The following is a 13,509-nucleotide window of genomic DNA, read 5'->3' on the forward strand; positions in this document are numbered from 1 at the left end:
AATGATCGACAGCGACACCGCAACCGCAACGCCCGGTATCCGCAACGCACACGACGAAACCGCATTGCGCGCGACCTGGCCGTTGGTGTCGCAGCTGCGGCCCGAGTTCGACGAAGACCGTTTCGTCGCCCAGATGCTTCGCCAGATCGACGACGGGTGCCGCGCCACGGTGCTGTACGACGAAAACGGCGAACCGCGTGCGTTCGCCTGCTGGCGTGTCCTGGAAATGCTCGCCGTCGGCCGGCACGTCTACGTCGACGACCTCGTCACCGACGCGGCAGCCCGCAGTCGCGGCCATGGCAAGGCGATGCTCGACTGGCTCAAGGACGAGGCGCGAAGGCTTGGCTGCACGCGCCTGCAGCTGGACTCGGGCACGCAGCGCCAGCACGCCCATGCCTTCTACCTGCGCGAAGGCCTGCGCATCGAGGCCTTCCATTTCGGCATCGCGCTGGGTTGAGCGCGCGCCCTCGCAGGATGGGCTGAGCACAGCAATACCCATCGAGAACCGCTCCGGCCGCTACGACAGAAGAGCGCAGGTCGACCGAAGCTCAAGGCGCGGCGCTTTTCACAGGACCCGTTTTTCGCTGGCACCGTTGCGGGTGAAAACTCCCCACCCCGGCGCCAGCATCAGGCGCCATCCCGGGCCGGCAATCACGCTGCCGGTCCTTGTTCCGATCTCACCAGTCGGTCGGCCGGTAGTCCTTGAGGAACTGGCCCCACAGGTGGTTGCCGGTGTTGATGCCGTCGATGATCGGGTCGAGGATGCGCGCCGCGCCGTCGACGATGTCGAGCGGCGGATGGAAGCGCTCTTCCAGCGTCTTGCGCGCGGCGAGCTCGGCGGGATCTTCGTCGGTCACCCAGCCGGTGTCGACGCTGTTCATGTGGATGCCGTCGCCGTGGTAATCGGCCGCCGAGGTGCGCGTCATCATGTTGAGCGCGGCCTTGGCCATGTTGGTGTGCGGGTGGCGGGTGGTCTTGAAGTTGCGATAGAACTGCCCCTCCATCGCCGACACGTTGACCACGTGCTTATCGCGGCCGGGCGTGCGCAGCATCAGCGGCTTGAGGCGGGCGTTGAGCAGGAACGGCGCGATGGCGTTGACCAGCTGCACTTCCAGCAACTCCACCGACGGCACCTCGTGCATCAGCAGGCGCCAGGAATTTCGATCGCGCAGATCGACCTGCTGCAGGTCCTGGTCGAGGCGACCCTCCGGGAACAGATGCGGCTGGGACACCAGCTCATCGGGCATCAACGGCAGCTGCGACAGTTCGGCCGCGTGCGTCAGGCCCGGCGCGGCGGAAATGACCTGGCCGAGCACGCTGGCCGCGGTCTCGGCGCTGGCGCCGTCCGAGGGCAGGCCGATGCCGCCCTCGCGCATGCCTTCGTACCGACCGAGCATGTTGCGCACCTCGGCGGGCGCGGCCGACAGGGCGGCGCGCTCGCCGTCCATCATGTGCGCGTAGAAGCTCGGCGGACGACGCACGGTCTGGCAGGCGTTGTTGACGATGAAGTCCAGGCGTTCGTGGGTGGCCAGCAGGCCACGGCAGAACGCTTCGACACTGGGCGTGTGGCGCAGGTCCAGACCGAAGATCTCGAGTCGATGTCCCCACTGGTCGAAGTCGGGCTCCTGTGCGTAGCGCATTGCCGAATCGCGCGGGAAGCGCGTGGTGACGATCAGGTGCGCGCCACAGCGCAGCAGCTTCAGGCCGGTCTGGAAGCCGATCTTGACGCGGCCGCCGGTCAGCAATGCCACCCGGCCATGCAGGTCGGCCAGCTCGGTGCGCTTGGCGAAGTTGAAGTCCGCGCAGGTCGGACACATCTGGTCGTAGAAGTGGTGGATCAACGTGTACTTCTGCTTGCACACATAGCAGTGCTGCAGCTCGATCGACTCGCGCCGGCCGATGTGCGCGGCGTCTTCGGCGGGCGGAATGTCGCGCGCCTCGAAGCCGCTTGGCGGGAAGTAGTTGCTGGCGGTGAACACCGGCTTGCGGCGCAGCTCGCGAATGCCGGTGCTGTCCAGCAGCGCGTCGTCATGACGGATCTGCGCGGCGTTGCGCTCGCGTTCGGCCGCCTTGAGCCGATTGCGGCGCGCGACCGGATCGGGATGGTAGACGCCGGCGACCGCGCGCTGCAGGCGCTGACGCTGCTCGGCGGGCAGGCGCTCGAGCAGCGAGTGGTCGGCGGCGACCAGTTCGAGCGCATCGGTGGCCGCGGCCAGGCGCTGCTGCAACTGCTCGTCGGAGAGGGGTTGCGGGGTAGCGGCTTCGTCCGCGCCGGTGGGTGGCGGGTTGTCGTGCGGGGTGTTCAAGGCGGTGATCCGTGACGAATGCGTGGGGGTGTTGCGTGGGAACGGGTTGTGCACGCGGCGGCACGACGGCCGCCGCGCGCGACACTCAGGCCGGTTGCAGGTTGGCGTACGCGAGCACCAGCCACTTGCTGCCGGCGTCGTCGAAGTTGACCTGCACGCGGGCGTGCGCGCCGCTGCCTTCGTAGTCGGTGACCGTGCCGGTACCGAAGCTGGGATGACGCACCTGCGCACCGAGCTTGACCGGCGCGGCCTCGATCGCGGCGTGCCCGAAATCGCGGCGCGGTTGCGGGCTGAACATCGGCCGCGACACCTGCACCTTCGGCCGCACCTCGTTCAGCAACGACGGCGGGATCTCGCGCAGGAACCGCGACGGCATGCCGTACATGTCCATGCCGTGGATGCGGCGCGACTCGGCGTAGCTCAGCACCAGCTTCTCGCGCGCACGGGTGATGCCGACGTAGGCAAGTCGACGTTCCTCTTCGAGGCGGCCGGATTCCTCGGTGGACTTGTTGCTGGGAAACAGGCCCTCCTCCAGGCCGCCCAGGAACACCAGCGGAAACTCCAGGCCCTTGGCGCTGTGCAGCGTCATCAATTGCACACCGTCCTCGTCGGCGCGCGCCTGGCCCTCGCCGGCTTCCAGCGAGGCGTAGCTGAGAAACGCGACCAACTCCGGCATCGCCGCAGCGTCTTCCTCGTCGCCGCGGGTGAAGCGTGACGCCACCGAAACCAGTTCGTCGAGGTTGTCGGTGCGCGAATCGAGCTGGCCGCGCGACTCGTTGGCGTAATGCTCGCGCAGGCCGGAGCGCTGCAGTACGTGGTCGATCTTTTCCTGCAGCGGCATCGCCGCCAGCTCGCCTTCCAGATCGTCCACCAGCTTCAGGAAACCGGCCAGTGCGTTGCGGGCGCGTGCCGCCAGTACCGGCTCGGCGGCAAGCCAACCGGCGGCCACTGCCAGCGGCGCGCCGTCGGCCCGCGCGCGGCGGCGCACTTCGTCGAGCGTGCGCTCGCCAATGCCGCGCGCCGGCGTGTTGACCGCGCGTTCGAAGGCGGCGTCGTCATTGCGGTTGGCCACCAGGCGCAGATAGGCCAGCGTGTCCTTGATCTCGGCGCGTTCGAAGAATCGCAGGCCGCCGTACACGCGGTACGGCACCTGGGCACCGATCAGCGCCTCTTCAAACGCGCGGGACTGCGCGTTGCTGCGGTACAGGATGGCGACGTCGCCGTGGCTGCCGCCATCGCGCACCCACTGACGCAGGCGCTCGACCACGAAGCGCGCCTCGTCCATCTCGTTGTAGGCCGCATACAGGTCGATCGGTTCGCCCTGCCCGGTGTCGGTCCACAACTTCTTGCCGAGGCGGTCGGGGTTGTGGGCGATCACCGCGTTGGCGGCATCGAGGATGTTGGCGCTGGAGCGGTAGTTCTGCTCCAGGCGGATGGTCTGCGCGCCCGGGAAGTCCTTGAGGAAGCGCTGCACGTTCTCGACCTTGGCGCCGCGCCAGCCGTAGATCGCCTGGTCGTCGTCGCCGACCACGAACACCTTGCCGCTGTCGCCGGCCAGCACGCGCACGAACGCGTACTGGATGGCGTTGGTGTCCTGGAACTCGTCGACCAGGATCTCGCGAAAGCGCTGACGGTAATGCGCGAGCAGTGCGGGGTTGTCGCGCAACAGTTCGTGCGCGCGCAGCAACAGCTCGGCGAAGTCCACCAGGCCGGCGCGCTCGCAGCGCTCCTGGTAGGCCGCGTAGCAACGTCGCATGACGTCGCCCCACTCGTCCTGGCCGCCCTGGATGTTGTCGGGACGGCGGCCCTCGTCCTTCTGGGCGTTGATCCACCAGGCGATCTGGCGCGGCGGGAAACGCGTGTCGTCGAGCTCCAGCGCCTGGACGACGCGCTTGACCAGGCGCAGCTGGTCGTCCGAGTCCAGCACCTGGAAACCTTCGGGCAGCTTCGCGTCCTGCCAGTGCAGGCGCAGCAGGCGGTGGGCCAGCCCGTGGAAGGTGCCGATCCACATGCCGCGCGCGCCGTTGCGCAATTGCAGGTCGACGCGCTGGCGCATCTCGCCGGCGGCCTTGTTGGTGAACGTCACCGCGAGGATGCCGTGGGTGGGCACGCCAAAGACTTCATTGAGCCAGGCAATGCGGTGGGTAAGCACGCGGGTCTTGCCGGAGCCGGCGCCGGCGAGCACTAGGTAGTGGCCGGGCGCCGCGCTGACGGCCTCGCGTTGCGCGGGGTTCAGCGCGTCGAGCAGGTGAGAGACATCCATCCGCCCATTCTACCGGGCGCCGTCGTCGTGGCTGCGAGGTCGGACGCTCCCGCGCGTGTGGCGCTTCACGTTTGCTTTCCCCGACGAACCGCCCGACGCCGCCGGGCGCGACGATGATGAACAGCGCGTCGCACGCGCCCGTCATTACAGCCGCCACCGCCGGGGATGGGCGGCCGCCGCTGGGCCTGGTTGTGGCGGATGCCGGGGTAGAAAGCTGGATCGGCACCGGGCACCGCGCCGGCTGGGCTTACACTCGGCCCCTGCTCCGGCACCATCCATTCCTTGACCCAACCGGCCGACCGCACCATGACCCGACGCTGGACCTCGCCCGCCCTCGCCTCCCTGATCGTGCTCTCGAACCTCGTGCCCACAGCCCTCGCCGCCAATACCCCGGCCACGCCGGTCGACGCCCGCCCCGCCACCGGCAAGCTCACCCTCGCCGCGCTCGCCGGCGATGCCCCGCTCTCCGGCCCCAGCCTGATCAAACCGCGCATCGCGCCCGACGGCAGCCGCGTGGGCTTCCTGCGCGGCAAGCAGAGCGACCGCAACCGCCTGGACCTGTGGGCCTACGACATCGCCAGCGGAGCCACCGTGATGCTGGTTGACGCCGACGTCGTGCTGCCCGGGACCGAAGTCCTCAGCGACGAGGAGAAGGCGCGCCGCGAACGCCAGCGCATCGCCGCGCTGAGCGGCATCGTCGATTACCAGTGGTCGCCCGACGCGACGTCGCTGCTGTTCCCGCTCGGCGGCGAGCTGTACCTGTACGACCTGGGCAAGCCCGGCAAGGACGCGGTCCGCAAGCTCACCCACGGCGAAGGGTTCGCCACCGACCCGAAGATCTCGCCCAAGGGCGGCTACGTCAGCTTCATCCGCGAGCGCAACCTGTGGGTGATCGAGCTGGCCAGCGGCAAGTCCGTGCAGCTCACCACCGATGGCAGCGACACGATCGGCAACGGCGTCGCCGAGTTCGTCGCCGACGAGGAAATGAACCGGCACACCGGTTACTGGTGGGCACCGGACGATTCGGCCATCGCGTTCGCGCGCATCGACGAAAGCGGCGTTCCGGTGCAGAAGCGCTACGAGGTCTACCCCGACCGCACCGACGTGGTCGAGCAGCGCTATCCGGCCGCAGGCGATGCGAACGTGCGCGTCCAGCTGGCGACGATCGCGCCGCGTGCGGGTGCGAAGCCGGCCTGGATCGACCTGGGCGCCAACCCGGACATCTACCTCGCGCGCGTCGACTGGCGCGATCCGCAGCGCCTCACGTTCCAGCGCCAGTCGCGCGACCAGAAACTGCTTGAGTTGATCGAGGCCGAATTGGCCAGCGGTCGCCAGCGCGTGCTGGCCACCGAGACCAGCCGCACCTGGGTACCGCTGCACGACAACCTGCGTTTCCTCAAGGATGGGCGGATGTTGTGGGGCAGCGAGCGCAGCGGCTTCGAACACCTGTACCTGATCGAGGGCGATGGCAGTGCGCGCGCGCTGACGTCGGGCGACTGGCCGGTCGACGCGGTGCTTTCGCTCGATGAGGCCGGCGGCCAGGTGTACTTCAGCGCCGGCAAGGATTCCCCGCTGGACATGCAGGTCTACCGCGTGCCGCTGGCCGGCGGCGCGGTGCAACGCATCAGCCGCGACGATGGCTTCCACGCGGCAAGCTTCGCCAGCAACGCCAGCGTGTTCGTCGACAGTTGGTCGAACCCGGCGACCCCGCCGCAGCTGCAGCTGTTCCGCAACGACGGCTCGCTGCTGGCCACGCTGGTCGACAACCGCCTCGACGACCCCGCGCACCCGTACGCGCCCTACCGTGCGGCGCACCGCCCGATCGAGTTCGGTACGCTCACCGCCGCCGACGGCAGCACGCCGCTGCATTACAGCCTGATCAAGCCCACCGGCTTCGACCCGGCCAAGCGCTACCCGGTGGTGGTCAGTGTCTACGGCGGCCCGGCCGCGCAGACCGTCAAGCGCACCTGGGCGCCGGACTTCAACCAGTACCTGGCCCAGCAGGGCTACGTGGTGTTCTCGCTGGACAACCGCGGCACCCCGCGGCGCGGCGCGGCGTTCGGCGGCGCGCTGTACGGCGAGCAGGGAACGGTGGAGGTGGCCGACCAGCTGGAAGGCGTGAAGTGGCTGTCTTCGCAGTCCTGGGTCGACGCCTCGCGCATTGGCGTGTACGGCTGGTCGAACGGCGGCTACATGACGCTGATGCTGCTGGCGCAGGGCAACAAGGCGTACGCGTGCGGCGCCGCCGGCGCGCCGGTCACCGACTGGGCGCTCTACGACACGCACTACACCGAGCGCTACATGAACCTGCCGACCGCGAACGTCGAGGGCTATCGCATCGGCCGCGTGCTGGAGCACGTCGACGGCCTGGTGGGCGACAACGCGGCCAAGCTGCTGCTGATCCACGGCATGGCCGACGACAACGTGCTGTTCACCAACTCGACCGTGCTGATGAGCGCGTTGCAGCAGCGTGGCCAGCCGTTCGAGCTGATGACCTATCCGGGCGCCAAGCACGGCCTCAAGGGCCGCGACCTCTTGCACCGCCTGCGCCTGACCGAGGATTTCTTCGGCCGTTGCCTCGGCGAAAAGTGAGGCACGGAAGGCGCGTCGCGCGCGAGTGAGCAGATGCTTGCTCCCGCGCCGACCGGGTGGGTTCACACCCGGTCGCATCCAGCACCTTGAACCAGCGGCATCGCGCCGCGCCGGAATGGAACATCGCTTGAAGCCCACCACGCCACGCCTTCGACACGCCGTGATGCTGCTGGCATTGGCCGCCGCATCCGCACACGCCACCGACGCGCCACCGCCTGCCGCCGTGCCCGCCGCCGCCACGGGCAGCCGCACCGATGCCGACGCACGCGAACTCGTGCGATCGCTGCTGGTGAAGTCGCCGTACCGGATGTCCGCGCAAGCGCTGGCCGGCACGATCCGCTACCGGTTCGCGTTGACGCCCGCGCTCACGTGGCGCTGGCCGATGACGGGCGAACAGGTGGTCCGCGACGGCATCGAGATGACCACGCTGACGGTGTGCCGTGACTGCGGTATCGAACCGGCACCGGACGCCGCGACGTTGGCGACGTACCTGGCCCCCAACGCCTGGGTGCAAAGCGATGCCCGCGAAGTGCGCGCGTTTGCGCGTACGCACGTGGCGCGCGGCAACGACGTCGACCACCGCATGCGTGCGCTGGCCGACGCAGTGCAGAAGCACATGACCGGGCCAACCGACTTCAACGGCTACCACGACGCGGTGACGGCGCTGCGCACCCGCGGCGGCGACTGCACCGAGTTTGCCGTGCTGCTGGCGGCCCTGGGGCGCGCGCGCGACATCCCGACGCGACTCGCGTACGGCATCGCCTACTCCAGCCGATTCACCGGCGAAAGCCACGTGTTCAGCCCGCACGTCTGGGTCCAGGCCTGGGACGGCAAGCGCTGGCGCAGCTACGACGCCGGGCTGGGTCGCTTCGATGCCGGGCACATCGCGTTGTTCGTCGGCGATGGCGGTACCGACGGCCTGCCGGCCGTCACGCGTGCGATTGCCCGGCTGCGCATCGTCGACGCCGCCGGCATCGTGGCGCCCGAGGAAGCACCGGCACCGGATCCCTCACCCGCGCCGTAGCCGGGGTACGCCGCAGAAGGGGCACGCGCGCTGGCATGTTGAACGCGCCAGCGCCGAACGCGTCCCGGAAGCCGCCGGCCTGCGCCCGCGACGCCGTGATCAGCGTCCCGCCGGTTCCGTCGGCAACGCCGGCAGGTCGCTGTCATCGACCCACTCCGCGTTTCCGGGATCGCTGATGCCACCGCCGATCACCACGACTTGTTCCAGGTCCTGCGCCTGCGCGATTTCCTCGCGCAATGCCTCGCCAGTGAGCTGCGGCAGCTCCGGGGTGCTGCCGTCGTCGACCCAGCCGGCGTCCTGCGGGTCGCTGACGCCGCCAACAATCACCACCTCCAGCTGTTCCGGGTCCTGGCTCAACAGGCTCGCCTGCGCTACCGGTGTCTGCGCCGTCTGCGGGGTCGGCGGATTGGCCATCGCCGCGCCGGACACCAGCGTTGCGGCGATCGCCAGGCCATAGCCGGCAACCCGGTGCGGCGGCGGACGGCGCGCGGCGGTGCGGTAGCTGACGCAGATCGGGCCGCTGGCGGCCTGCAGCAGCGCACGGCGCTGTGCGTCGTCCATCGCGTCCAGCGAATGCACTTCGGTGCTGCAATGGCCGCAGTAGCCGTCCAGGCGGCGCTGCGCGTCGATGTCCAGCGGGCACGGCTTGTCGATCTTGGGGAAGCAGGCCATCGCGTTGTCCTTGGCAGATTGGGCGTCAGGTTTCTATCTATCACAACGTCCGCGCGTCTTCGCTCCCGACGCGACCCAACTCGCGCCGCGGCGCTGCCACGACACGGCCAACCGGCCCTGTGACCTTCGACGGATGGTGAGCGCGGCTGCCAGCGGCGATGCTTCAAACACTTTCCCGCAGGCCCTTCCCATGACCAAGCCGCTCGTCCTCGCGATCTCGCTGGCGCTGCTCGCGCCCACCGCCGCCTTCGCGCAGGCGACCACAACGCCCACGCCGACCGCCGTGGCATCCAAGCCCGCGCCCGCCTGGGTCACCCGCAGCAACGAGCACGCGCAGGTGCTGCTGCTCGCGCAGGCACCGTTCCAGCCAGAGCTCTTGTCGTCCATCGGCGTGTCGGGCTTCGATGACCAGGTGTCCGACTACGGCCCCGAGTACGCCCGCCGCTACCGCGAGGCCACCGCCGCCGCGCGGACCCAGCTGCAGGCCCGATTGGCCGCCGAGACGGACCCCAACGTGCGCCAGGACCTGGCGATCCTGCTGCGCGCATCCGATGACGCGATCGAGGCCAGCGAAGTCAACGAACGCCTCGTGCGACCCTGGGCCGACGTGGGCCAGGTGGTGTTCCAGGGCATCAAGGGCCTGCTGTCCGAACAGGTGGCGCCGGAGCGGCGCGCCAAGGCGCTGCTGCGCCTGCAACGCTACGTGGGGATGGCCGAAGGCAGCACCGCGACCGCCACCCTGGCCCGTGCCCGCTACGAGGAGCGCAACCAGGCCGGCCTGCTGGCGCCCACGAAGATCGAGGTCGAGCAGGGCATCAACAACGTGCCGACCTACATCAGCGGCATCCGTGCGCTGTTCACCCAGTACAAGATCGAAGGCGCCGAGCCCGCACTGGCCGCGCTGGAAAAGCAGCTGGGCGACTACGCCGCCTGGTCGAAGGCCGAAGTGGTGCCGACCGCGCGCACCGACTACAAGCTGCCCACCGAGCTGTACGCGCTGCAGCTCAAGAACGTCGGCATCGACATCGACCCGCGCCTGCTGATCCAGCGCGCGCAGGTCGGCTTCATGGAAACACGCGCGGCAATGCAGCAGCTCGCACCCCTGGTCGCGCGCGAGAAGGGCCTGACCCAGACCGGCTACTTCGATGTGATGCGCGCGCTCAAGCAGCCGCAACTGCGCAACGACCAGATCGAGCCGCATTACCGCAACGTGGTGATGCCCGAGATCGACCGCCTGATCGCGCAGCACAATGTGGTGGCGCTGCCGCAGCGGCCCATGCAGATGCGCCTGGGCACCCCGGCCGAAAGCGCCGCGCAGTCCGCACCGCACCTGGTGCCGGCGCCGCTGGTGGGCAACACCGGCCAGCAGGGCACGTTCGTGCTCCCGCTGAGCAACCCCAATGCCGGCGAGGACGGCGCCTACGACGACTTCAACTTCCCGTCGGTGGCGTGGACGCTGACCGCGCACGAAGGCCGCCCTGGCCACGAGCTGCAGTTCACCGCGATGGTCGAGCGCGGCGTGTCGCTGGCGCGCACGCTGTACGCGTTCAACTCGGTCAACGTCGAAGGCTGGGCGCTGTACGCCGAAGCCGAGATGGTTCCCTACGAGCCACTCGACGGCCAGCTGTTCGCACTGCAGTTTCGCCTGCTGCGTGCCGCGCGCGCGATGCTCGACCCGATGCTCAACCTCGGCTTGACCGACCGCGAGACGGCGCTGAAGGTGCTCATCGAGGAGGTGGGCCTGTCCAAGGCGATGGCCCGCCAGGAAATCGACCGCTACACCGTCAACGCGCCCGGCCAGGCCGGCAGCTACTTCTACGGCTACAGCCGCATCCTGCAGTTGCGCGCGGAAACCGAACTGGCGCTTGGCGACAAGTTCGACCGTCGCGCGTTCAATGACTTCCTGCTGGACCAGGGCCTGCTACCGCCGGACCTGCTGGCCAAGGCGGTGCGCGAGGAGTTCGTGCCGGCGATGAAGGCCAGGTAGGCCGGGCTGCCTGGGTTCGCCGCACTTTGCCGGCGAACCCAAGGCGCGTGCACCGGTGCCGCGCACCCGCCGCGAAAGTGGCGGGTGGTCACTGATCGGAACGGGCCGGCGCCGGTTTCGCTACTGATCTCGCGGCCTCAAGCGCGCCGCCACGGCCAGGCTGCCAGCAGCGCCCAGAGGCCGCCGAGCCCGGCGATCCACGAAGACGCAGGCACTCCGACGAAGCGCGGACCGCCGGCTTCCAACCCGTACAGCACGGCCGCCACGATCAGCAGGCCGGTGCCAAGGATGGCCGCGACCGCGCGTCGCGTCGCGTCCTTGACCGAACGCGTGAGCTCGGCCATGTCGTCCGAGCGCATCTTGAGCTCGTGCCCGCCACTGACCTGCTGGTCCAGCCAGGCGTGCAGCAGCCGCGGCATTTCCGGCGCGTGGGTGATCAGCTCCGGCAGTCGCTTGCGGAACTCGCTGGCCAGGCGCTGCGGGCTGTAGCGCTCGACCAGGATCTTCTGCAGCACCGGCCGCGCCACGGCCCAGATGTCGAGTTTCGGATCGAGCAGGCGACCGACGCCTTCGATGTTGAGCAGGGTCTTCTGCAGGAGGATCAACTGCGGCTGCAGCGTCAGCTCGTAGCGCTGCGCGGTGCGGAACAGCTTGACCAGCACCTCGGCCAGCGAGATCTCGCTGAGCGGGCGCGTGAAGTAGGGTTCGCAGACCGCGCGCGCCGCGGCCTCGAGCTCGTCGATGCGCGTGTGCGCGGGCATCCAGCCGGCCCGCACGTGCAACTCGGCGATGCGACGGTAATCGCGGTTGAAGATCGCCATGAAATTTTCGGCGAGGTAGTACTGATCCTCGTCCGACAGCTGGCCCATGATGCCGAAATCCAGCGCGATGAAGCGCGGGTTGGTGCGTCGCGCGGGGTCGGTGTCGACCCAGATGTTGCCGGCGTGCGCATCGGCGTGGAAGAAGTTGTCGCGGAACACCTGCGTGTAGAACACGCGCACGCCCTTGGCGGCCAGCGCGCTTCGGTCGATGCCGGCGGCGTCGAGCGCGGCGATGTCGTCGGAGGGAATGCCGCGCACGCGCTCCAGCGTCAGCGCGCGTTCGGCGGTGTGCGACCAGATCACCTCCGGCACGTACAGGTCGTCGCTGTCGAGCCAGAACCGCCGCAGCACGCTGGCGTTGCCACCTTCGCGCTGCAGGTCCAGCTCGGCGGCGAGCGTGTTCTCGATTTCGGCGACCACTTCGCGCGGGCGGATCTTGTCGGCGTTGGGGTGCGCACGTTCGACCACCGTGGCCAACGCGTTGAGCAGGGCGATATCGCCGGCGATCTGCTTCTCGATGTCGGGCCGCAGCACCTTGACCACCACCTCGCGCGGTGGCGCGCCGTCGACCGGCGGCAACGTCGCGGCGTGCACCTGCGCAATCGAGGCCGAGGCCAGCGGCGTGGTGTCGAACGATGCGAAGGCCTCGCTGACCGGACGTTCGAGCGCACGTTCGACGATCGCACGCGCGGCCTCGCCGTCGAACGGCGCGACGCGGTCCTGCAGCAGCGCCAGCTCGACCGCGACATCGGCGGGAATCAGATCGCGACGGGTGGAGAGGATCTGCCCGAACTTGACGAAGATCGGACCGAGCTCCTGCAATGCCAGGCGCAGCCGCGCACCGGGCGACATCGCCTCGATCTCGGCCGAGGCGCGCGGCACGAACGGCCGCGCGAGCTTGAGCCAGCGTTCGACCGGGGTGTCGTCGAGCAGCGCGTCGAGGCGATAGCGCAACAGCACCCGGCCGATGCGCCAGGCGCGCAGCGCCGACCTCATGCCGCGCCTCCGGCGCTGGCGGCGTCGACGCGAGCGCGGATGCGCGCGACACGTGCCGCGATGCGCTCCACGTCGTCGCGCAGGGTGTCGACGTCGTCGAAGAACGCATTGAGCTCGGCCTTGCCGAGCACGTCACGCGATTCCTCGGTCACGAATTCGGCGGCGTTGCCGGCAAACGCGCCCGCGGCATCGCGCGCATGGCGCAGTCCGGCGCCGATTGCATCGGCCAGTTGCACGCCAATCACCTCGCCAAATGCCTGGACGAAGGGCTGTTGCCAGTCCGGATCGAAACGCGTGGCGAGCTTCTGCAGACGTCGCGCAAGATCGGCATCGCCCTCGATACGCAGCTTGCCGACCGGCGGCGCGTCGTCGTTGCGCAGGAACGGCAACTGCGAGAAGAGCGCGCCCAGGGTGCTGCGCACCGACAGGTCGGGTTGTTCGGCGCCATCGACCGGCCCCACCGCGAGACGGTCGCCGGCGACGGTTACCTGCAGCGCCAGTGGAGGCGCCGCCACATGCAGCGCGACACGGCGCCCGTCGAGTGCGCGCAGGCCATCACGGGTGTCGGGATCAAGCGCCAGCGCGCGGTTCAGCGCGGCCTCGAGCACGCGCCCGGCCAGCGATTTCAGCGCAGTGAGGGGATGTGGGGTCGGTGCGGTCATGCCGGCATTCTAACGGCCCGCGCCGCCGGGCTTGACGTGCCGAACCTGTCACGCCGGGTCGGGCACTTCGACCGGATTCGTCCAACGCCACCCGCCTGCCGGCGGCACGGGTTCTGGCAATCCGGGCCGATCGGCAGGCGGGCGACGGTGCGCGCGGCCCCGGGAGGCTCGCGCGTTGCGATCGGA

Annotated in this window: 9 protein-coding genes; 4 read left to right on the plus strand and 5 right to left on the minus strand. The window is 69.4% G+C overall.

The genetic code is table 11. From position 1 onward, the window contains the following. The first annotated feature begins 1 nt into the window (after position 1). Positions 2 to 457, plus strand: a complete 456-nt coding sequence (locus EER27_RS14535) for a GNAT family N-acetyltransferase (RefSeq protein WP_123088902.1) — start codon at positions 2 to 4, stop codon at positions 455 to 457. 220 nt (positions 458 to 677) lie between these two features. Here the strand turns inward: EER27_RS14535 and EER27_RS14540 are convergent, their stop codons facing one another. Further along, positions 678 to 2,315, minus strand: a complete 1,638-nt coding sequence (locus tag EER27_RS14540; protein ID WP_425480851.1) for an SDR family NAD(P)-dependent oxidoreductase — start codon at positions 2,313 to 2,315, stop codon at positions 678 to 680. 76 nt (positions 2,316 to 2,391) lie between these two features. Then, a complete protein-coding gene (gene uvrD, locus EER27_RS14545) occupies positions 2,392 to 4,569 on the minus strand; it encodes a DNA helicase II (RefSeq protein ID WP_123088861.1) in 2,178 nt (725 codons plus the stop codon). Positions 4,570 to 4,875: 306 nt separating this feature from the next. Here uvrD and EER27_RS14550 point away from each other — a divergent pair, with 306 nt between their 5' ends. Continuing rightward, positions 4,876 to 7,161, plus strand: a complete 2,286-nt coding sequence (locus EER27_RS14550; protein WP_123088862.1) for a S9 family peptidase — start codon at positions 4,876 to 4,878, stop codon at positions 7,159 to 7,161. 127 nt (positions 7,162 to 7,288) lie between these two features. Further along, positions 7,289 to 8,185, plus strand: a complete 897-nt coding sequence (locus EER27_RS14555; protein WP_190285821.1) for a transglutaminase-like domain-containing protein — start codon at positions 7,289 to 7,291, stop codon at positions 8,183 to 8,185. A gap of 99 nt (positions 8,186 to 8,284) precedes the next feature. Here the strand turns inward: EER27_RS14555 and EER27_RS14560 are convergent, their stop codons facing one another. Continuing rightward, positions 8,285 to 8,857, minus strand: a complete 573-nt coding sequence (locus tag EER27_RS14560; protein ID WP_123088864.1) for a hypothetical protein — start codon at positions 8,855 to 8,857, stop codon at positions 8,285 to 8,287. A gap of 190 nt (positions 8,858 to 9,047) precedes the next feature. Between EER27_RS14560 and EER27_RS14565 the strand changes: the two genes are divergently transcribed. Then, positions 9,048 to 10,844 (plus strand): DUF885 domain-containing protein, encoded by a 1,797-nt coding sequence (locus EER27_RS14565; RefSeq protein ID WP_223807360.1) that lies wholly within the window; start codon positions 9,048 to 9,050, stop codon positions 10,842 to 10,844. Positions 10,845 to 10,981: 137 nt separating this feature from the next. On the opposite strand, the gene ubiB is transcribed toward EER27_RS14565, so the two are convergent. Both ubiB and EER27_RS14575 read right to left on the minus strand, forming a co-directional pair. Next, positions 10,982 to 12,661, minus strand: coding sequence for a ubiquinone biosynthesis regulatory protein kinase UbiB (gene ubiB / locus EER27_RS14570; RefSeq protein WP_123088866.1), 1,680 nt, complete (start codon positions 12,659 to 12,661; stop codon positions 10,982 to 10,984). After that, positions 12,658 to 13,323 carry a ubiquinone biosynthesis accessory factor UbiJ gene (locus EER27_RS14575; protein WP_123088867.1) on the minus strand — a complete coding sequence of 222 codons (666 nt, stop codon included), beginning with the start codon at positions 13,321 to 13,323 and terminating at the stop codon, positions 12,658 to 12,660. Before EER27_RS14575 ends, ubiB begins: the two co-directional genes overlap by 4 nt. Between the last annotated feature and the right edge of the window lie 186 nt (positions 13,324 to 13,509).

This window comes from Montanilutibacter psychrotolerans (assembly GCF_003719825.1).
Lineage (GTDB): Bacteria > Pseudomonadota > Gammaproteobacteria > Xanthomonadales > Xanthomonadaceae > Montanilutibacter > Montanilutibacter psychrotolerans.